This window comes from Microbacterium sp. ZW T2_14 (assembly GCF_044987405.1).
Lineage (GTDB): Bacteria > Actinomycetota > Actinomycetes > Actinomycetales > Microbacteriaceae > Microbacterium.
The window spans coordinates 1-19,848 of record NZ_JBJDRK010000038.1 but is presented as its reverse complement, the minus strand read 5'-3'; the positions used below and the strand labels follow the sequence as shown (position 1 = coordinate 19,848).

The 19,848-nt window shown below is 71.5% G+C and carries 16 protein-coding genes; 7 read left to right on the top strand and 9 right to left on the bottom strand.

Annotated elements, in window-relative coordinates; genetic code table 11:
• Positions 1-22: 22 nt before the first annotated feature.
• Together ACI3KY_RS13450 and ACI3KY_RS13445 are read right to left on the bottom strand one after the other, a co-directional pair.
• Complete coding sequence (locus ACI3KY_RS13450; protein ID WP_404930671.1) at positions 23-1,375, bottom strand: hypothetical protein; 1,353 nt, start codon at positions 1,373-1,375, stop codon at positions 23-25.
• Positions 1,372-3,111 (bottom strand): hypothetical protein, encoded by a 1,740-nt coding sequence (locus ACI3KY_RS13445; RefSeq protein ID WP_404930670.1) that lies wholly within the window; start codon positions 3,109-3,111, stop codon positions 1,372-1,374. The genes ACI3KY_RS13450 and ACI3KY_RS13445 overlap by 4 nt, the downstream gene beginning before the upstream one ends.
• A 174-nt stretch (positions 3,112-3,285) precedes the next feature.
• Here ACI3KY_RS13445 and ACI3KY_RS13440 point away from each other — a divergent pair, with 174 nt between their 5' ends.
• On the top strand, positions 3,286-3,879 hold the full coding sequence (locus ACI3KY_RS13440) for an NADPH-dependent FMN reductase (RefSeq protein ID WP_404930669.1): 594 nt from the start codon (positions 3,286-3,288) through the stop codon (positions 3,877-3,879).
• A 29-nt stretch (positions 3,880-3,908) separates the two neighbouring features.
• Here the strand turns inward: ACI3KY_RS13440 and ACI3KY_RS13435 are convergent, their stop codons facing one another.
• Positions 3,909-4,415 (bottom strand): hypothetical protein, encoded by a 507-nt coding sequence (locus tag ACI3KY_RS13435; RefSeq protein WP_404930668.1) that lies wholly within the window; start codon positions 4,413-4,415, stop codon positions 3,909-3,911.
• A gap of 81 nt (positions 4,416-4,496) precedes the next feature.
• On the opposite strand from ACI3KY_RS13435, the gene ACI3KY_RS13430 reads away from it, so the two are divergent.
• Positions 4,497-5,138, top strand: a complete 642-nt coding sequence (locus ACI3KY_RS13430) for a 2-phosphosulfolactate phosphatase (RefSeq protein ID WP_404930667.1) — start codon at positions 4,497-4,499, stop codon at positions 5,136-5,138.
• 165 nt (positions 5,139-5,303) lie between these two features.
• Here ACI3KY_RS13430 and ACI3KY_RS13425 read toward each other — a convergent pair whose 3' ends face one another.
• The 3 genes from ACI3KY_RS13425 to ACI3KY_RS13415 form a co-directional block, all read right to left on the bottom strand.
• Complete coding sequence (locus ACI3KY_RS13425) at positions 5,304-5,795, bottom strand: SprT-like domain-containing protein (protein ID WP_404930666.1); 492 nt, start codon at positions 5,793-5,795, stop codon at positions 5,304-5,306.
• Between the two features lie 50 nt (positions 5,796-5,845).
• The gene (locus tag ACI3KY_RS13420; protein ID WP_194414545.1) at positions 5,846-6,373 is read right to left on the bottom strand and encodes a hypothetical protein; all 528 of its coding nucleotides are present in this window, start codon (positions 6,371-6,373) and stop codon (positions 5,846-5,848) included.
• An 86-nt stretch (positions 6,374-6,459) separates the two neighbouring features.
• On the bottom strand, positions 6,460-7,323 hold the full coding sequence (locus ACI3KY_RS13415) for a spermidine synthase (protein ID WP_404930665.1): 864 nt from the start codon (positions 7,321-7,323) through the stop codon (positions 6,460-6,462).
• A gap of 355 nt (positions 7,324-7,678) precedes the next feature.
• Between ACI3KY_RS13415 and ACI3KY_RS13410 the strand changes: the two genes are divergently transcribed.
• From ACI3KY_RS13410 to ACI3KY_RS13400, 3 genes are all read left to right on the top strand, one after another.
• A complete protein-coding gene (locus ACI3KY_RS13410; protein WP_404930664.1) occupies positions 7,679-9,340 on the top strand; it encodes an ABC transporter substrate-binding protein in 1,662 nt (553 codons plus the stop codon).
• A 107-nt stretch (positions 9,341-9,447) separates the two neighbouring features.
• Positions 9,448-10,452 carry an ABC transporter permease gene (locus ACI3KY_RS13405; protein WP_404930663.1) on the top strand — a complete coding sequence of 335 codons (1,005 nt, stop codon included), beginning with the start codon at positions 9,448-9,450 and terminating at the stop codon, positions 10,450-10,452.
• Between the two features lie 43 nt (positions 10,453-10,495).
• Entirely contained in the window at positions 10,496-11,458 is a 963-nt protein-coding gene (locus tag ACI3KY_RS13400; protein WP_404930662.1) for an ABC transporter permease, read from the top strand.
• 165 nt (positions 11,459-11,623) lie between these two features.
• Here ACI3KY_RS13400 and ACI3KY_RS13395 read toward each other — a convergent pair whose 3' ends face one another.
• Entirely contained in the window at positions 11,624-13,453 is a 1,830-nt protein-coding gene (locus ACI3KY_RS13395; RefSeq protein WP_404930661.1) for a dipeptide ABC transporter ATP-binding protein, read from the bottom strand.
• 224 nt (positions 13,454-13,677) lie between these two features.
• On the opposite strand from ACI3KY_RS13395, the gene ACI3KY_RS13390 reads away from it, so the two are divergent.
• Together ACI3KY_RS13390 and ACI3KY_RS13385 are read left to right on the top strand one after the other, a co-directional pair.
• Complete coding sequence (locus ACI3KY_RS13390; protein ID WP_404930660.1) at positions 13,678-14,433, top strand: 5-oxoprolinase subunit PxpA; 756 nt, start codon at positions 13,678-13,680, stop codon at positions 14,431-14,433.
• Between the two features lie 196 nt (positions 14,434-14,629).
• Complete coding sequence (locus ACI3KY_RS13385; protein WP_404930659.1) at positions 14,630-16,216, top strand: 5-oxoprolinase/urea amidolyase family protein; 1,587 nt, start codon at positions 14,630-14,632, stop codon at positions 16,214-16,216.
• 42 nt (positions 16,217-16,258) lie between these two features.
• Here the strand turns inward: ACI3KY_RS13385 and ACI3KY_RS13380 are convergent, their stop codons facing one another.
• Together ACI3KY_RS13380 and ACI3KY_RS13375 are read right to left on the bottom strand one after the other, a co-directional pair.
• Entirely contained in the window at positions 16,259-18,460 is a 2,202-nt protein-coding gene (locus ACI3KY_RS13380) for a caspase domain-containing protein (protein ID WP_404930658.1), read from the bottom strand.
• Positions 18,461-18,494: 34 nt separating this feature from the next.
• Positions 18,495-19,848: CHAT domain-containing protein (locus ACI3KY_RS13375; protein WP_404930657.1), on the bottom strand; the 1,354-nt coding region annotated here is incomplete at its 5' end.

The window sequence follows — 19,848 nt, the reverse complement described above, 5'->3', positions numbered from 1 at the left end:
CGAGACGCGGCGGCGCGAACCGTCATGCCGAGGGAGGGACGAGTCGGAACGGACCGTGGCCCGCGTCTGCGACCACCTCGACGAAGTCCCCGCCGGTGGCGGGCTCGTCGGTCGAGAACACCTGGGCGACCCCGCGCAGCGCCGTCAGCAACTGCTCCTGCGGGACGGCCGTTTCGCGCTCGCCGTGGACGTCCTGCCGGGTGGAGAGCAGCGCGGTCATCCGCGGTCGGTCGGCGGAGCGGGCCTTCCACAGGGCGTGCAGCGACCGCGGGGTGGCGTTGCGGCTGCCGTGATGCCCCACCTTGTACAGGTCGACCTCCGCCAGCCGTGCGCGCAGCTTCGCGTCGCGGGGCAGCTGGTCGAGCGTGTGCTGCCAGTTCTCGATCTGCGCGTCGCCCGGGAAGAGCAGCGACAGACCGCCCACCTCGAGGAGCAGGATGATGCTCGTGTTGTTGAGCGCGTCGTCGAGGTCGCGCACCAGCCGGGCCGCCGAATGCGACCGCTGGTCGGCGAGCCGGTCGACCAGCCAGCGCACGGGGCCGGGCGGCAGCGTGACGGGCGCCGGCGCGTCGGCTCCGACCCCCGAGCCCGCGACGCGGAGCGAGGCGTCCAGTGCCGTGAGCCAGTACTCGGCGTCGTTCTCGCGCTGCTTCGCGACGCGGGCGTCCTGGTCGACGGTGGGCGGGCCGAGCACCGTCGCCTCGAGCCCCGGGATCACGTCGGCGATACCCGCATCCATCCCGGCGTACAGGTAGCGCCCGCGCCCGTCGCGCGAGAGCTCGTCCAGCAGTGCGACGGCATCCGCGTTCTTGAGCTGGTCCTCGACCGCGGCGCGGATGTCGTCGTCGAGGCCGACGAGCTCGCTCAGGCGGGCGACATGCTCCTGTGCCTGCGCGATGAGAGCGGCGTACCTGACGGATGCGGCGCTGATCGGGCCGGTCCCGCCGTCCTGCGGCGCCCCATCGACTCCATCGGCACCCCTGACCTCGGTCAGCCCCGGCCGGCCGGGCCCGTCGGCGGTCGCCGACAGCTCCGGATCCTCCGTCCAAGACCGCAGCACGAGCTTCGGCGCGAGCTTCTTCATGATGGCGCCGCCGGCGGCGACTTCGAAGCCGCGCAGATGGTCGCGGTGCCGATGCGTCACCACGAGCACGTCCAGCTGCCCGCCGGTGTGCGTCTCGATGAGCGCGGCCACATCTGCCATCCGGCCCCTCGCCATCCCCTCGCGTGGGGAGTGGCTCGTGCCGAAGTCGATGAGCAGGTGCCGCTCGGCGCGGCCGTCGGCCAGGGGAGCGTCGTACTCCACCGAGACCAGGAAGCAGTCGCCGAAGCCCACCTGGTACATGCGGACGCGGACGCGGATCGGAGTGCTCACCATGCCTCCCCGGAACTCAGGTCGCTGCTGTGCATCCGGGCGAACGCCTGGCCGCGGGCCGTACCGTCGGAGAACCCCAGACGCTGCTGCGCGTCCCGGCGGCCCGTCTTGGCGAGATAGTCGAGACGACGCTGCTGGCGCTTCCAGTCGGTGAGGCGCTTGAAGATGTGCAGCTTCAGCCGTCCGAACTGATCGAAGACGAGAGTGCCGCCTCCGAACAGCTGCACCGATGTGGCGGGATCGATCTGCGATGAGAGCTCCAGCCCTGAAATGGCGGTGAACTCACGCGCGGTCATGTTGACCATCTGCAGGTAGGTGGCCACCGACTCGGGAACGATGAGGCCGTCCGGGCCGATGCGCTGCGTCGGCAGCACGGACTCGATGACGGTGTAGTAGTCCGTCTTGATACCGAGCCGGAGTGCGTTCAACCAGAGGAAGCGGAACACCTCGTCGCGGTCACTGCGGAGCCCCGCGAAGTTGATCCCGAGGTAGTGCGGCGGCTGGCGGGAGCTGAGCACGTCCGTCACCCGGTTCTGCGGACGCTTGATCCCTGCTGCCTCGAAGCGGTCGATGAGCAGGTCCCGATAGCCGAGGTCGTCGTCGGGCACCACCTCGGTGTCGGCGAGCACGACGGCGTTGAGCAGATCGCCGTAGTCGAACTCGACGGGCGGCAGGTAGTCGAGTCCGCGAATGAGCATGGTGAGCAGCTGGGATGCCGCCCTCGCGCCCTCCTCGGCGGCCCGGGCGCGGTCGACCGTGATGCCGCGACCGACGTCGTCGCCCGGATTCGGGCGTGAGAAGAGCGGCTGCAGCCGCTTCCACCAGATCTGGACCAGCAGTTCGAACGCGAGCGCCACGAGCACTTCGCCGCGCCGATGCGGCTCGTCGAACTCGGACAAGTCGGCCCAATCGGCGGGCGGCGGCTTTCTCGCCGACTCGCGGAGCGCCCCGCGGCCCTGCGTGAGCACGCCGCCGATCTGCTCGGCGACCTTCGCGAGGATGTTCTTGCGGAGCGCCTCGGGCTCGACGCGCGCGCGCCTGATGCGGCCGTTCTTGTCGGCCGGCCCGAGCGCGCGCTCGATCACCGGACGCATGGAGAACACCGACAGCAGAGCGACGATGTCGGCGAAGCCCTCGTGGAACGCGGCCTGATCGGGGAGGGCCGGCTCGAGGTAGCGTCGCCGCAGTCCGTCGAGCACCGCGTGCGTCGTCTCGTGGACGACGACGTCGTGGCTCAGGCAGGTGTAGACGGCCTCGCGATCGGCATCCGCCGGCACGTAGCCGAACAGCAGGGCGCCGTCTTCGCGCGAGTAGTACGCGTTCGCCTCGGCGAACGCATGCGGCACGAGGGAGAGCTGGTGGTTGGCGAAACCCCAGGGCAGTCGGCGCCCGAGGGCGGTCTCGAACGCCGCGAGCGTTCGCGCGGCCGTGCCGTAGACATGCTGCGCGTGGAACGCCTTGTCGGTCATCAGCTTCGCCGTCGGGACGTCCGCGAACGAGTCCTCGCTGTCGATGGCGGCGTGCCTGGTGTATTCGCCGGTCGCGGTGTCGTAGTCGATCACCTGCAGCCGGGCGCCACGGGGGCCTTCCTCCGTGCGGGACCAGGGCACTCTGACGCTCGCGGTGAGGATCTGCTTGTCCTCTCCGAGCACGGTCGGGTCCTGTGCGATGAGGCGCAGCGTCATGTGGGTGCGCGGCTGTTCCGTGTCGTCGGCGAAGTCGATGCCCTCGGGCATGTCGCACCTCCAGCGGTCCGCGGGCGTTCGCCTGAGGCATCCGTCCCGTTGTTGATGAGGATGCTCCTGCCCCGGTGATACCGATAGGGGTCGGGCTCGGTATCCGCGCCCGGTGCCGGCATCCGTCCGTCAATGGGGGTGTGTGCAGGTCGGCGCCGGGTGCAGGCTGGCGTCATGCAGATCGACATCGTGGAGCACGAACCGCCTTACCGCGTCGGCGTCATCGTCGGCAGCCTGTCGCGCGAGTCCATCAACCGGCGCCTGGCCACGGCGCTGCAGCGGCTGGCCCCGCCCGAGCTCGAGTTCTTCGAGATCCCCTACGGCGACCTGCCGCTGTACAACCGGGACCTCGACGCGGACTATCCGCAGGTCGCGCTCGACTTCAAGGCGGCGGTGCGCTCGGCCGACGCGCTGCTGTTCGTGACGCCCGAGTACAACCGCTCCCTGCCGGGCCCCCTGAAGAACGCGATCGACTGGGGGAGCCGCCCGTGGGGCCAGAACGCGTGGTCCGACAAGCCGACCGCGGTCATCGGCGCCTCGGCGGGCCAGATCGGCACGGCCGTCGGCCAGCAGTCGCTGCGCAGCACGCTGAGCTTCCTCAACGCGCGGCAGATGACCACACCCGAGGCGTACATCCACTTCACGCCGGGCCTCATCGAGGCGGACGGCGAGGTCACCGTCGCGGCGACCGAGGAGTTCCTGCGGACGTTCATGGTGAGGTTCCTCGAGTACACCGCGAGGGTGCTCACCGTGATTCCGCAGGCCTGACCGCGAGCGATCCGCGCGCTCGCCGCCGCTCAGGCGTCGGCGGGCTCGGGGTCGTGCGCCCACCCGGGGGCGAGGGCCTTCACGCGCGCAGCACGCCACTGCCACACGCCCCACAGCACCGGCCACAGCAACGGTGCGCTCGGACCGCCGATGACCAGGCGGTCCCGCCACAGCGTCCTGCCCGGCTGTCCCGGCGCCGGCGAGATCGCCATCTGGTGGTCCCAGACGTCGAGGCTCGCGAGCGGTCCCGTCAGCGGGATGCCGCTGTCGCGGAACACCCGCACCTTCCCGCCGGGTTCGGCGACCGAGCGCTCGCTGACATGGATCAGCTGCCGCCCCATGGGCACCGAGCCGAACGCCGACAGCTGCACCGGGACGTCGTCGCCGGGCGTCCACGAGGTCGGAAGTCCGCTCGGCACCAGCGGCGCCAGATCCACCACGGGACCGTAGAGCTCGGCCACCGCACGCGGCGAGTGCAGGGCCCGCCAGGCCGCGTCGGGGTCGCAGTCGATCACGAACTTCAGCAGGATCCGCATGCTCCAGTGTCGCACCCGCCCTTCCGCGTGGGGCCGGGCTCGACGGCTTCGATGCGGGATGCCGCGGCCTACGCTGGACGGATGCCCGAGAGTCCCTTCGACCAGCGTCGCTACCAGATCCGCCACGACTGGGGAGTCGAGGGCCTCCGCCGCCTCGCCCCGGCCGACGTCGTCGTGGTCGTCGATGTGCTGCGGTTCTCGACGACGGTGACGGATGCCGTCGCCCGGGGCGAACGCGTGCCGCTCGACGCCGCCGCGCACGCGGTGTCGCTCAACGGCGCCGCGGTCGCGAAGGCTGCGGGGGAGACCGAGGCCGTCGTGCTGCTGGGGAGCCTGCGCAACGCGGCGGCGGTGGCGAGGACCGTGCTCGACATCCAGCACCGGCGTGGAGAGCGGACGAGCATCGCCGTGATCGCCGCCGGCGAGCTGACCGGCCGCGAGCCCGGCGCCGCGCTCCGGTTCGCCGTCGAGGATCACCTCGGGGCCGGCGCGATCGTCGACGCTCTCGGCGCGCTCGGCATCGACCACACCTCGCCGGAGTCCGCCGCCGCGTGCGAGGCGTTCCGCGGCCTGCGCGGCGCCGTGCGCCACCTGCTCACCGCCAGCGGCTCGGGTCAGGAGCTGCTCGACCGCGACTCCCGCGACGAGGTGCTCGACGCCGCCGCGGTGGATGCGGCATCCGTCGCCCCGGTGTTGCGCGACGGTTCGTTCGTCGCGTACTGACGCGCTTCGTCTCGCTCGTTCCTCGCTCGCTCAGCGACCGGGGGCAGAGTTCGGTCGTGCCTCGGTCGCTCAGCGACCGGGACGGGGGTTCCGGTCGTTGAGCGAGGGAGCGCCGGCGACCGAGACGAAACGCGTCGTAGCGGCAGTGGGCGCCGGGCGCAGTTCTCAGTCCCGCGGGGTCATCGCGGCGAGGCGCGTCGCGCGGGTGATCTCGCGCCGGGTCCAGATGAACGCGTGGCGCTCGTCGAACTGCGGCGCGCACCTCGCGCACGACGTCGGACGGGTCGCCTTGCGGTGCCGGTAGGCGACGTGCCCCGCCGGACACACGCCGATCCACGGGGCCAGCTCGGTCGCGGTCTCGCCGTTGTGCGTCGCGCCGCCCACGTAGCCGAGCTCCCGGGCGACGGCCTTCCATCGCGCACCGTGCCCCGCACGGGGACCCGCGAGGGCGTGCGCCACTTCGTGCAGCAGGGTCTGATGGTTCGTATCGTCGTCGTAGCGCGCCGCCAGATACCGCGAGACGCTGATGCGCTTGTGCGTGTAGTCGCAGAGCCCGGCGCGCCGCTTCGCGTTGTCGAACGCGAACGTCCACGACGAGTCGAGATGGGCGGCGATGAGGGCTTCGGCCCAGTGCCGTACGCGGTGCAGTTCCGACATGGATGCGAGACTAGAACATATCTCCGACAGTCAGGGCGCCGGCATCCGCCTCAGCTGGCGACGGATGCCGCGGCACGGCGCCGGTCGGCGGCGTCGATGGCGAGAAGAACGGACTCGAGCTGATCCTCGCTCGCCCCGGACTCCTGGCGGAGGAACAGTGCCCGCTTGAAGTCCTTGCGGGCGGCTTCGTAGTCTCCGGCGTCGAAGTGCACCTTGCCGCGGTGCTGGCAGGCGAAGGCGCCGATGCCGGCCCAGCCCTGCCCCTCGGCCTCTTCGGCGCACGTCGTGAGCTCCTGCTCGGCGGCGGCGTACGCGCCCCGCGCCTGCAGCACGGTCGCGTGCAGGATGCGGGCCCGCAGCAGGTCTTTGCGTGTGCCCGCCATGCGCGCGACGCGCACGGACTGCTCCGAGATCACCAGGGCGTCTTCCGGGCGATCGAGCACCTTGAGGAGCCACACCCGCTCGAGCAGCGCCGGCAGGCTGCGCTGCTCGCCGATCTCTTCGAGACGCTCCCGGCACTCGCTGGGATTCACCCGTTCGCGGAGAGTATCGGGATCGTACCCGCTGATGTAGCTCACGTCTGACTCCCTTCGCCGCGCGGATGGCCTTACCAGTGTGCCTGCCGCCCGGATGCTCGCGGACGTGCCACGCCGAGTCGTGACGGTCAGCGGCTGAAGACGGATGCCGAGGGCTTGGGCGACGGTGTCGCATCGGCGTCGGTGGCGACCCGGGCGCCGCGCGCGAAGTCCTCGAGCTCGCGCCCGTCTGCCACCTTGGCGGGGTGCGGACCGGCCGCCATGAGCCGCGGCAGCCACTCGGTCGGCAGCGGCGCCGGGGACGCGGCGATCACGAGATTGCCGAATCGCCGGCCCTTGAGCGTCTGCACCTCGGCGAGCACGATGACGTGCTCGAGCACCGCCTGCACTGTCGCGACCTCACGGCGCGCGAAGGCGAGACCGGCGCCGTCGGCGACGTTCACCAGCAGCACGCCGTCGGGGGAGAGGAAGCGGGCGGCCGCCGTGAAGAACTCGACGGTGGTGAGGTGCGCGGGTGTCTGCGCGCCCGAGTACACGTCCGACACGATGAGGTCGGCGGCGCCCACCAGTCCGGCGGGGAGCCGCCCCAGCGCCTCGCGGGCGTCTCCGATCCGCACCCGGATCAAGGCGCCGCGCGGCAGCGGCAGGTTCTCCCGCACGAGGTCCCAGAGGGCGGGCTCGAGTTCGACGACCTGCTGCCGCGAGCCGGGCCGGGTCGCCTCGACGTACCGCGGAATCGTCAGGGCGCCGGCGCCCAGGTGGATCGCGGTCAGCGGCTGCCCCGGCATCCGGAGACGGTCGATCACGGCACCCATGCGCGCCACGTACTCGAAGTGCAGGTGCGTCGGATCGTCGAGGTCGACGTGCGACTGCGGGGTGCCGTCGACGTCGAGCTCCCAGCCGCCGCCGAAGGCCGACGGCACCACCCGGGCGAGGGTGCCGTCCGACAGGCGCGCGGAGGGAACGGATGTCTCCTCCCGCGCGCGTGCCATGGCTCCACGTTAGCCCGGCCCTCGTCCGCTCTCGCCTGTCACGCTTCGTCGGGCTGGGTGACAATGCGCGACGGGTGCGCAGCGATGCGGCCCGTCCGGCGCTCCCGGAGCGCGATGGACGCGACCGCGACCGGCCCGGTTGACACTTCTGCCCTCGAGGAAGGGGAGTCCTCTCGCAGATCGCTCACTGCGGGGCATCCGAACGCGCCGAAACAGAATCGAGACACAGGTGTAACCGACGGTGTGGCCGTGCGCAGGTAGCGTCGGACCCATCACACCCTGCTGAGGGCTGAGCGCACCCGAGCTTCACGATGACGTGCAGCGAGGCCCACACGATCTGGAAGGTGCACAGCACATGCTCCACACTGCGAGAAGGCGCTGGCTCACCGGCGTCGCCGCGGTCGCCGTCGGGGCGATCGTCCTCACCGCCTGCGCGAGCCAGCGCGACGACGGCGGCGACGGGGACGACGCATCCGGTGACGTCGACACGACCTTCGTGTTCGGCGCGTCCGGCGACCCGGCCAGCCTCGACCCGGCCTTCGCGAGCGACGGCGAGACGTTCCGCGTCGCCCGCCAGATGTTCGAGGGACTCGTCGGCACCGTGCCCGGCACCGCCGACCCGGCCCCGCTCCTCGCCAAGAGCTGGGAGCAGCCCGACGACACCACGTACGTCTTCACGCTCGAAGAGGGCGTGAAGTTCCATGACGGCACCGATTTCAATGCCGAGGCCGTCTGCTTCAACTTCGACCGCCAGAACGCCTTCACCGGCGTCGCCGCCTCGCAGAGCATGGCGTACTACTGGGGCGTCATCATGCGCGGCTTCGGTGCCGACTCGATCTACGACAGCTGCACCGCCGACAGCGAGACGCAGGCGACGATCACGCTGAAGCAGCCGTTCGCCGGCTTCATCCCCGCGCTCTCGCTGCCCTCGTTCTCGATCCAGAGCCCGACCGCGCTCGAGGAGTACGGGGCCGACGACATCGGCGGCACCGAGGAGGCGCCCGTCCAGAGCGAGTACGGCCAGGGTCACCCCACCGGCACCGGCCCCTTCGTGTTCGACTCGATCTCGCCCGGCGAGCAGACGGTGCTCAAGGCGAACCCCGACTACTGGGGCGAGCAGGGCGTCGTCGAGGAGGTCATCTTCCGGGTGATCGGCGACACGACGGCCCGCCGTCAGGCGCTCGAGGCCGGCAGCATCGACGGCTACGACCTCGTCGCTCCCGCCGACCTGAAGTCGCTCGAGGACGCCGGCTTCACACTGGTGAACCGCGACCCGTTCAACGTGCTGTACCTCGGCATGAACCAGGCCGCACCCGGCCTCTCGGACCCGAAGGTGCGCCAGGCGATCGCGCTCGCGATCGACAAGGACGCGCTCATCACGCAGGTGCTCCCCGAGGGCACCGTGGCCGCGAGCCAGTTCATGCCCGAGGCCGTCATCGGCTGGAACGAGGACGTCACCACGTACGACTACGACCCGGAGGCCGCCAAGGCGCTCCTGGCCGAGGCCGGCTACACGGAGGCGAACCCGCTGACGATCACGTTCAACTACCCCGTGAACATCTCGCGGCCGTACATGCCCAACCCCGAGCAGATCTTCACCAACCTGCAGAGCCAGCTCGAGGCCGTCGGCATCGTCCTCAACCCCGTCACGAACGAGTGGGTCGAGTACCTCGACCTGATCCAGGGCGGCACGGACCACGGCATCCACCTGCTCGGCTGGACCGGCGACTACAACGACCCCGACAACTTCGTGGGCACGTTCTTCGGTCTGCCGACCAACGAGTGGGGCTTCGACAACGCCGAGCTGTTCGACGCGCTCACCGCGGCGCGCGGACTCGCGACCGAGGAGGAGCAGGAGACCGCCTACGCGGCGATCAACGAGCAGATCATGGAGTTCCTGCCGGGCGTGCCTCTCGCGCACCCGGTGCCGACGCTCGCGTTCGACGCGCGCGTCACGTCCTACCCGGCCAGCCCGGTGCAGGACGAGGTGTACAACATGGTGGAACTCAGCGAGTGACGCTGTGATCGGATGCCCCGCCCCGGCGACGTCCGCCGGGGCGGGGCATCCGGTTCCCTCCGTCCCCTCGCCCGCGACCGCCGGTCGCCGTCCCCGGAGATCTCCACGTGCTACGCACCATCGGCAGGCGTCTTCTCCTGCTCATCCCGACCCTGTTCGGGCTGACCCTCCTGTTGTTCTTCTGGGTCCGCGCCCTCCCGGGCGGACCCGCCGTCGCCCTCCTGGGCGAACGCGCGACACCCGAGCGGGTCGCCGAGATCAACGAGCTGTACGGCTTCAACGAGCCGCTGATCGCCCAGTACTTCACCTGGCTCGGCCAGCTGCTCCAGGGCAACTTCGGCGTGTCGATCCAGACCCAGCGGCCCGTGACCGAGGAGTTCCTCCGGCGCTTCCCCGCGACGCTCGAGCTGACCATGTTCGCGATCGTCCTCGCCGTGGGCGTCGGCATCACGATCGGATACTGGGCCGCGCGGAGGCAGGGCAAGCCGGCCGATCACTTCGCCGTCTTCGCGAGCCTCATCGGCATCACGATCCCGGTCTTCTTCCTCGGCGTGATCCTCAAGTGGGTGTTCGCGGTGCAGCTGGGCTGGCTCCCGTCGGACGGCCGCCAGGACCCGCGGCTGGACGCCACCCACTACACGAACTTCTACGTCTTCGACGGCATCATCACCGGGGAGTGGGATGCCGCGTGGGACGCGTTCCTGCATCTGATCCTGCCCGGCATCGCGCTGGCGACGATCCCGCTCGCGATCATCACGCGCATCACCCGCGCCTCGGTGCTCGAGGTGCAGAACTCGGACTACGTCCGGACCGGCATGGCGAAGGGCATCTCGCGGGGCACCATCCGGGGCCGGTTCATCCTGCGCAACTCGCTGCTGCCGGTCGTGACCACGATCGGCCTGCAGTTCGGCCTGCTGCTGTCGGGCGCGATCCTCACCGAGTCGGTGTTCGCCTACCCCGGCATCGGATCGTTCCTGTCGCGCGCGATCTTCACGCGCGACTACCCGGTGCTGCAGGGGTTCATTCTCTTCATCGCCGTCATCTACGCGCTCATCAACCTCGCGGTGGACGTCTCGTACAGCTTCATCGACCCGAGAGTGCGGGTGCAGTGATGACGCGCACTCGGCTCATCGGAGAACCCTTCGGAGGTGCGGCATGACGTCCGCGATGCTTCCCCCCGCCCCGAGCGGCGGACCCGTCGACGACACGGCGGTCGACGACAAGGAGCTGCTCGCCGCGAAGACCCGTGGCGGCGGATTCTGGCGCGACGTGTTCCGGCGGCTGCGCCGCAACCCGAGCGCGTGGGTCGGCGGCGTCATCATCGGGATCTTCGTGCTCGTCGCGATCTTCGCCCCGTGGCTGGCTCCGTACGGGCCCGAGGAGCTTCCGGGTCAGCAGTACATCACCCCCGGCCACATCCCCGGGCCCGGTGAGGTCGAGGGCTTCCCGCTGGGACTCGACCGCTTCGGCGGCGACATGCTCTCCAAGCTCATCTGGGGCGCGCGCGCCTCGCTGGTGATCGGCATCGTGTCGACGCTGGTGGGTCTGATCGGCGGCATGATCCTCGGCCTGATCGCCGCCACGTTCGGCGGCTGGGTCGACACGCTCATCATGCGCTTCGTCGACATCCTGCTGTCGGTGCCGTCGCTGCTGCTCGCGGTCTCGATCGCGGCGCTCATGGGGCAGACCCCGGTCGCGATCATGATCGCCATCGGTGCCGCGCAGGTCCCCATCTTCGCGCGCCTGCTGCGGGCGTCGATGCTGCAGCAGCGCTCCAGCGATTATGTGCTGTCGGCGGCGACGCTCGGCCTGGGTCGCGGACGGATCACGATGAGCCACGTGCTGCCCAACGCGGTGGGCCCGGTCATCGTGCAGGCGACGCTGTCGCTCGCGACGGCCGTCATCGAGGCCGCCGGCCTGTCGTACCTCGGCCTGGGCGGCGGCGTCCCGCAGACCGCCGAGTGGGGCCGCATGCTCACGTATGCGCAGCTCGAGCTGGCCGTCAACCCCTGGATCGCGATCCTGCCGGGCATCTGCATCACCGTGACCGCGCTGGGCTTCACGCTGCTCGGCGAGGCGCTCCGCGAGGCGATGGACCCCCGCACTCGGGCGCGCTGACCCCTTCCGAAGCGCCGTCCCGCGGCATCCGTCCCGCGGCATCCGTCCCGCGGCGTCCCTCCCGCGGCGCCAGTTCTCTCCCGCGAGAGTGCATCTGGTGGACGAGAGCTAGGGAGCTTGCCTACCCCTCGTCCGTCAGAAGCACTCTCGCGGGGCGGCGACCGGTCAGACGGCGATGTCCAGCTCGTTGCCGGGGATCGACGCCAGCAGGCGCCGCGTGTAGGGGTCGCGCGGGTTGGTGAAGATCTCCTCGGAGGATGCCGCCTCCACCAGCTGCCCGTCCTTCATGACGCAGACGTAGTCGCTGATGAGGCGCACCACGGCGAGGTCGTGCGAGATGAAGAGGTAGCTCAGGCCGTACTCGCGCTGCAGGTCGCGCAGGAGCGTGAGCACCTGATCCTGCACCAGCACGTCGAGCGCAGACACCGGCTCGTCGCACACGATGAGGTCGGGCGAGAGTGCGAGGGCGCGCGCGATCGCCACGCGCTGGCGCTGCCCGCCCGACAGCTCGGACGGATACCGCCGCAGCATCGACTCGGGCAGCGCCACGTCGTCGAGCAGCTGCCGCACGCGCGCCGCGCGCTCCTTGGACGAGCCGCGCTTGTAGAAGTCGAGGGGCTCGGAGATGATGCGCTCGATCGAGAACATCGGGTTCAGCGACGAGTACGGGTCCTGGAAGATCGGCTGCACCCGCTGGCGGAATCGCTTGAGGTCGGCGCCCTTGAGGGACGCGACGTCCTGCCCGTCGAAGCGGATGGTGCCGGCGGTCGGCTCGACGACCTTCAGCATCATCCGCGCCGTCGTGGTCTTGCCGGAGCCGGACTCGCCCACGATCGCGACAGTCTCGCCGCGCGGGATCACGAACGACACGTCCTGCACGGCCGCGAAGTCCTCCTTGCTGCCGCGCACCTTGTAGACCTTGGTCAGCCCCTCCGCCTCGACGATGTAGTCGCGAGCCGGGCCTTCGTGGTCGGTGGGCTCGGACCCGGCTGCCGGCCGCTCGGCGACGCGCGCCGCGGGCTGGAGCTCGGTCGGCTCGGCGCCGGCGTCCGCCGCAGGACGGAGGGCTGCGGCATCCGCTCCCGCCTCCGTCGTCGACGCCTGCGGGGCCGGCGCGATGTCGGGCTGCGGCGCCTCGGACGGCGCGGTGCGGAACACCTCGGGACGCAGGCGCACCGCCGCGACCGACGGCGCCGCCTTCACCAGCGCCTGGGTGTACGGATGCTGCGGATCCTCGAGGATCTGCCGCGCCGGACCCTGCTCGACGATGCGTCCGCGGTTCATGACCACGACGCGCGACGCGCGTTCGGCGGCGAGGCCGAGATCGTGCGTGATGAGCATCACGGCGGTGCCGCGTTCGCTCGTCATGCGCTCGAGCTGGTCGAGGATGGTCTTCTGCACCGTCACATCGAGCGCGCTCGTCGGCTCGTCGGCGATGAGCAGCTTGGGGTCGCAGGCGAGACCGATGGCGATGAGCGCGCGCTGACGCATGCCGCCTGAGAACTCGTGCGGGTACTGCCGGGCCCGGTCGGCCGCATCGGGCAGCCCTGCCGCAGCGAGGGTCTCGACGACCTTGCGGTCGACGTCCCTCCGGGTCGCGAGCCCGTGTGCGAGCAGCGTCTCGGCGATCTGGCTGCCGATCCGGGCGACCGGGTTGAGGTTCGACATCGGGTCCTGCGGCACCAGGCCGATGGAGCGACCGCGGATCGTGCGCAGCACGCTCTCGGGCGCGCCCACGAGGTTCTCCCCCTCGAAGAGGATGCTGCCCTGGGTGACCTTGCCGTTGCCCGGCAGCAGGCCGATGATCGCCATCGCGGTGGTGGACTTGCCCGAGCCCGATTCGCCGACGATGGCGAGCGTCTCACCGGCGGCGAGGTCGAGGTCGACGCCCTCGACGGCGTGCACGGGGCCGTCGATGGTCTGGAACTCGACGGCGATGTCGCGCACCTGGAGCAGCGGCGCCCCGGCCGCGAGACGTTCATGGGTTCGGGCCATGGGCTCCATCCTGCCCCGCCGCATGCCCGTCGTGCACGGGTGGCGCCCAGCCTTTACGCATCCGTAACCCACACCCCGCGCTCGTCCGTCGTATATGTACGCGGATCCTGCCGTTTCGCGTACATATACGACGGACGAACACTGGTGGGGAAGGGGATCCCGCCTCGCCGGAACGTGCGGGACGAGCGAGGGGGCGCGGGCCGGGCGGGCGTACCGTGGGATCCGTGACGGCGATCGACCTCAACGCAGACCTCGGCGAGACGGTGGGCGGCGTGCCGACGGCCGACGACGAGGCGATGTTCGCGGTCATCTCGAGCGCGAGCATCGCGTGCGGCGGGCATGCGGGCGATGCCACGTCGATGCGGGCGTCGGTCGCGCGCGCGGAGCGGTTCGGGGTGGCGGTGGGCGCGCACCCCGCGTACCCCGATCCGGCGAACTTCGGCCGCGTGCCGGTCGTGATGAGCGCCGCCGACCTCGCCGCGACGGTCGGCGAGCAGCTCGAGCGCCTGCACCTCGCGGGCGCCGACCTCCGCTACGTCAAGCCGCACGGCGCGCTCTACCACGCCGTCATCGACGACCGGGAGCAGGCGGATGCCGTCGCCCGCGCCGTCGCCGGATTCTCCGAGCAGCTCGGCCGGCCGCTGCCCGTGCTGGGGCTGCCCGGCGAGGTCGCGGCGGCCGCGGCATCCGTGGGTCTTCCCTTCGTGCACGAGGCCTTCCTCGACCGCGGCTATCTTCCCGATGGCTCGCTGGTGCCGCGGGGGCAGCAGGGGGCGTTGCTCGATGACCCGGCGCAGGTCGCCGCGCGGGCGGTGCGGCTCGCGCGCGAGGGGGTGGTCGAGGCGATCGACGGGACGCTGCTCGACGGCGCGGCCGCGTCACTGTGCGTGCACGGCGACTCGCCGGCCGCCGTGGCCATGGCACGCGCCGTGCGGGCCGCGCTGGACGAGGCGGGCGTGGAGGTGCGGGCGCCGTGGTGACGGTTCGGACTCGGAGATCTGCCCGCGCTCGGACGCTTCGCGCCGGAAAGTCCGACGTTCGGCGGATCGCCGAGGTGCGGCATCCGCTCGCTCGCCGTGGATCTACCGGAAATCGGACGGATGCCGCGAGAACGGCCGACACCGGGCGGATCACCGAATACGAGCGGATCACGGCCGGCCCGGCGGTGGGGTCGCCGTGCTGATTCCGCGGGTGCGGCCGATGGGGGAGCGGGCGTTCCTCCTCGAGGTCGAGGCGCTCGACGAGGTGCTGCCGCTGCACGCGGCGCTCGCCGCCACCCGGCCGGAGGGCGTCGTCGACCTCGTTCCGGCAGCCCGAACGGTGCTGGTCCGCGTCGATCCGGGGCGACTCCCCCTGACCGCCGCGCGCGCCTGGGCGCTCGCGGCGGCGACGGACGCCGAACCCGACGCCGATGCCACGGGCCCGCTGGTCGAGCTCGACATCGTCTACGACGGGGCCGATCTCGCCGAGACCGCCGACCTGCTCGGCACGAGCGTCGACGAGCTGGTGCGTCGTCACGTTGCGGCCGGGTGGCGTGTCGCGTTCACGGGCTTCGCGCCGGGCTTCGGCTACCTCGTGAGCGAGGACTGGCCGTACGACGTGCCGCGGCTGGCCTCGCCCCGCACCCGTGTGCCGGCCGGGGCGGTGGGGCTCGCCGGCGCATTCTCCGGCGCCTACCCGCGCGACACCCCGGGCGGCTGGCGGCTCATCGGCACGACGAGCGCGGCACTGTTCGATCCGGATGCCGCGTCCCCCGCGCTCCTCGCACCGGGAACGCGGGTCCGGTTCCGTGCGGTGACCGCAGCCGGTGCCGCCGTTCCCGGCGAGTCGCCCGGAACAGGTGCCGCGGCGCAGTACGCACGTTCGGCGGCGGATCGGCCGGTCCTCGGCGGTAGCAGCATCCGCATCGTCGAACCCGGCCTCCTGGCAACGGTCCAGGATCTCGGCCGCGAGGGCGCGGCATCCGTCGGCGTCGCCGTCTCGGGAGCGCTCGATCGCACGGCCCTCCGCACCGCGAACCGCCTGCTCGGCAACGCCGAGGGAGCGGCCGCGATCGAGGTCACGATGGGCGGGCTGCGCGCCGTGGCCGAGGCCGATCTGTGGGTGGCGGTGACGGGCGCGTGGGGCGTCGTCCGCATCGGAGGGCGGGAGGTCGACCCCTACGAGGCGCATCGGTGGCCGGAGGGCTCCGAGCTGCACCTGGAATGGTTCTCGCACGGCGCGCGGGCGTACGTGGCGGTGCGCGGCGGGCTCGACGCGCGTCCGGTGCTCGGCTCTCGTGCGACCGATCTGCTCGCGGGGCTCGGACCTGCGGCGCTCGGCGCCGGTGACGTCGTCGGGATCCGCGACGACGCACGCGTGCCCATCCCGGTGGCACCCCCCGCCGCGTGGGGCGCACCGCATGACGACGAGCTCGAGCTCGAACTGGCACCGGGCCCGCGCGCCGACTGGTTCGCCCCGGACGCGCTGTCGACGCTGTACGACGCCGTGTGGACCGTCTCGAACCACGCCGACCGCGTCGGCGCGCGCCTCGACGGCCCCGAGCTGGCCCGTGTGCGCACGGGCGAGCTGCCGAGCGAGGGCATGGCCCCGGGGGCCCTGCAGGTCCCGCCCAGCGGCCGGCCGACCATCCTCCTCGCCGACGGGCCGGTGACAGGCGGCTACCCCGTGATCGCCGTGGTGGCGGATGCCGCGCTCGACCTCATCGCGCAGGCCCGGCCGGGAACCCGCATCCGGTTCCGGCACGCCCGCTCGTCGGCGTGACGGCTCCCGCGGCCGGCGCCGCCGACCGCGGGAGCACGGGGCTCACTTGCCGCCGGCCTCGAGCAGGTCGGCCGTCGCCCGGAGGATCGCCACGATGGCGGCGGTGCGCAGCTCGGCGGGTGCGCGGTGTCCGTTCGTCTCGATGGCGGCGGATGCCGCGGCCGGAAGCCCGTCGCGCACCGAGGACAGCAGTCCTCGGGCGTTCAGGTCGCCTGCCGCCGACAACAGCGGCCGCTGCTCGTAGGTGTCGTCGAGGATGTCGATGACCGTGCGGACGAACTCGCTGTTGCTCAGCGCGGGCGTCTGCGCGAACACCCGGAGGGCAGCCGACGTGAACACGCCGTGCCCGTTGGTCTCGAGGGCCACCTGGTCGGGCTGGCACGCGCTGATCAGCACCTCCCGGCCGTCCGCCCGCTGCACCCGGGGCACCGCGGCGCGATCGGTCTCGACCTCGACGACCCGCTTCCACGCGGCCGAACGGAAGGCGTCCGTCGGCGACGCCGCACGCTCCCGGCGGAACGCCGCCTCCTCGTCGGCGTCGAGCACCGTCATGCGCGGGGTCGCCCCGGCGGGGATCTTCCGCGACTCGAACTCGGCTGGTGTGATCTCCCGGTTCACCGAGCCGGAATGGCAGGAGTCGAAGAACAGCGTGACCGAGACGCCCTCGGGGATCGCGTCCCAGACGGCGCCGAGGTCGTCATCGACGATGAGCTGCCCGTCTCGGAAGTCGACGGGGCAGAGGGCCTCGTCCTTCGGCCCGAAGGCGTCGGTCTCGTCGCCGTCGAGGTCGGGAACGAACGTGCCGTGCCCCGAGAACTGGATCGCGACGATGTCGCCGTCTCGTGCCGACGACACCTTGTCGAGCATCGCGCGCAGGATCGCGTCGCGGGTGGCGTCCGCGTTGTGGATCGACTCCACCGTGAAGCCGGCGCTGCCGAGTGCCTCGGCCCAGGCCTTGGCGTCCGCCACGCAGCCGCTCAGCGGGTCCTTCGGGTAGGCGTCGATGCCGATGCACAGCGCGAGCTTGCGCGGGGCCGCACCGCGGGCGCCGGTCGGCTCGGGCCGCGGCGCGGGCGTGAACTCGCTGATGTCGCGCGCACGGCTCGGGAAGACGGCGACGTGGTCGGCCTCGCCGCTGTCGGGCACGCCGACGACCCGCCGCGCGAGACTCATCATCGTCTCCTCGTCGTTGTCGAAGTCGCCGTGCGAGGTGGCCTGTGTGCTGCTGCGACGGCCGCGGGCGACCGGACCGAGGACGAGGCGCTCGGAGGCGTCGCCGAGGTACGCCATCGTCCGTCCGGAGCGGCGCAGATGCTCCTCGAGACCGAGGATCTCGGCATCCTTCTCCGCCTCGAACGACCGCGAGACCAGATACAGCAGCGACTTGCGATAGACCCCGGCCGTGTTGTCGCGCTTCTCCTGGTTCTCGTTCATCGTGAAGATCGACAGGTTCTCGATCTTGCCGGTCTCGGCGAGCGGCAGCAGCGTCGCCTCGAAGGTGTCGACGCGCACCGCCGGCGCGAGGAAGGTCACGCTCTTCACACTGTCGACCTTGTCGTCGCCCTCGAACAGCCGCGGCACGAAGTGCGAGTGGTAGATCGACCCGGCGCTGTGCCCCGCGATGTGCAGTTCGATGGCACCGGCGTTGGCCGCCATGTACTCCCGGAGCGCCGCGGCGAGCACGTAGGCGCCGCCGGCATCGCCGCCGTCGACGCTCGGCAGGCAGGCGCCGGCGGAGTCGACCTTCATGTCGTCCCAGAACTTCCGCCCGCCGAGCAGGCGGGCCGCCGCTTCCACCGCGAGATCGGTGAGGTCGGTGAACCCGCGCTTGCCCGCCTTGCCGCGGACGACGTCCTCGAGAGTGGTCTTGAACCCGCTCTCCCAGACCAGGTGGATCGGGTAGACGCCGTTCTTCTTCCACCACCCGACCTGGCGCTCTGCCGTCTGCAGCCCCGCGGCCTTGTCGGTCAGCCCGCCGTGCGCCCAGATGAACACCGGAACAGGCGGGGTCGACTCCCCGGCCGGCGTCTTCTTCGCGAGCTGGTCGACGAAGGCGGCGAGGTCGACGTCGACCATGCGCTTGACGTCGTCGGCGGTGGTCTTGAAGTCGTCGACGGTGCGCGGCCGGGCGCTCGCCGCCGTGGCGAGGCGTCCGTCCTCGGTGTGGACGACGTGCTTGCGCAGCGCCGTGAGCTGCGCCGCGCTGAGCGTCGCGCCACGGGCGGTCGCGGTGGTGTCGGGCATGATGTCACGTCCTGTCTGCTGGTGATGGATGGAGTCAGTGGTCGGCGCCGCCGGCGCGGACGGTGGGGACGAGCTTCGCGCGCGGGTCGGCGAAGACCGTGAAGGCGAGTGAGGTGAGGTCGCCGGACGCCCGGGCAGCCCGCCGCGCAGCGAGCACCGCTTCGCCGACGGTCGCGCCCTTGCCGAGCGTCTGCGTGTAGAAGGTGCGGACGAACAACGCGGTCACGTCGTCACGAACGGCCCACGAGCACCCGATGAACACTCCTGCTCCGCCACGGAGGAACACCTCGGCGAATCCGCCGAGTCCCGTTGCCCCCGATCGGAGCCGGCCGACGTCGCACGCGCTGAGGAACACGAACGGTGCGGATGCCGCGGCCTGCGGCTCGTCGAGTTCGGGCAGGTCGCGCCGCGCGTCGGAGTCGGTGTACGACGCGGTGCCGTCGTCGTGGTCCGCCGAGAACGCGGCGAATGCGATCTCCTGGCCGCTCGGGGCGGCATCCCGCCAACGGCCGTGCCCCGCGAAGTGGAGCAAGTCGAAGCCGTCCGCGATCGCCTGGCGGAACGCGGCCGGGTCCGCGGCGGAGCGCGGGGTGAGCGTCAGCAGGTCGCCGAGCGTCTGGATCTCTTCCCGAGCGCGCGGCAGGGTCAGGTTGTGATCGACGTACTCCGGAGCCACCGCCACGACCCGGCCGGTGTCGACGGGGAGGACGGTGGGATGCGTCGTCCCGTACATCCACCGCGTCAGCCCGAGATCGCCGAGGAAGTAGCGCTCCGCGTCGGGCCGCTGCCGGGGCGCGGGGACGAGGTGCACGATCTCCCAGGGGATGTCGAGCTCCCCGGACGTCTGCAGCACGAGCTGCGCGATCCTCCGGCGTCGACGCCACAGCAGGGCGTTGACGTCATCGCCCAGCAGATCCTGCGCGATCCGGGCGCCGAGGGTGCGCACGTCGCGGCGGACCGTGTCGGCCGCCTCCTCGGCCTCGTCGGGATCATCCTGCACGGTCTGCCGATACGCCGATCTGATCGCGGCGAGGTCGGCGTAGATGCCCTCGACATACGCCCTCTTGTCGTCGAGGCGCACCGAGTGGGTGACGACGGCTCTGCCGATCTTCGCCGTGATGAACAGCTCGGAGCGGCCGCGCGAGATCGACTCGTCGATCACGAGCGTGGGGAGATCCGCGATGCTGCGCGGCGGTGCGGAGACGGATGCCGCGACCAGCCGCGTGTCGCCGGCGGGGCGGCCCGCGTCGTCGCCGTCGTCCGGGTCGATCGGTGTGCTCAGTGCCAGGACGGCGAGCGGCGTGACCACGGGCCGCTGGGTGAAGGTCACCGTGATGTGGCCGCGCCCGGGGGCGTCGGGCAGGAGCCGGAAGACGAGACGCCGGGGA

Bases quoted from the DNA above. Each gene is read 5' to 3' on its own strand.
- ACI3KY_RS13425 (WP_404930666.1), bottom strand. From the start codon at position 5,795: ATGTCGGAACTGCACCGCGTACGGCACTGGGCCGAAGCCCTCATCGCC.
- ACI3KY_RS13415 (WP_404930665.1), bottom strand. From the start codon at position 7,323: ATGGCACGCGCGCGGGAGGAGACATCCGTTCCCTCCGCGCGCCTGTCG.
- ACI3KY_RS13395 (WP_404930661.1), bottom strand. From the start codon at position 13,453: ATGGCCCGAACCCATGAACGTCTCGCGGCCGGGGCGCCGCTGCTCCAG.
- ACI3KY_RS13380 (WP_404930658.1), bottom strand. From the start codon at position 18,460: ATGCCCGACACCACCGCGACCGCCCGTGGCGCGACGCTCAGCGCGGCG.
- ACI3KY_RS13435 (WP_404930668.1), bottom strand. From the start codon at position 4,415: ATGCGGATCCTGCTGAAGTTCGTGATCGACTGCGACCCCGACGCGGCC.
- ACI3KY_RS13400 (WP_404930662.1), top strand. From the start codon at position 10,496: ATGACGTCCGCGATGCTTCCCCCCGCCCCGAGCGGCGGACCCGTCGAC.
- ACI3KY_RS13440 (WP_404930669.1), top strand. From the start codon at position 3,286: ATGCAGATCGACATCGTGGAGCACGAACCGCCTTACCGCGTCGGCGTC.
- ACI3KY_RS13410 (WP_404930664.1), top strand. From the start codon at position 7,679: ATGCTCCACACTGCGAGAAGGCGCTGGCTCACCGGCGTCGCCGCGGTC.
- ACI3KY_RS13445 (WP_404930670.1), bottom strand. From the start codon at position 3,111: ATGCCCGAGGGCATCGACTTCGCCGACGACACGGAACAGCCGCGCACC.
- ACI3KY_RS13430 (WP_404930667.1), top strand. From the start codon at position 4,497: ATGCCCGAGAGTCCCTTCGACCAGCGTCGCTACCAGATCCGCCACGAC.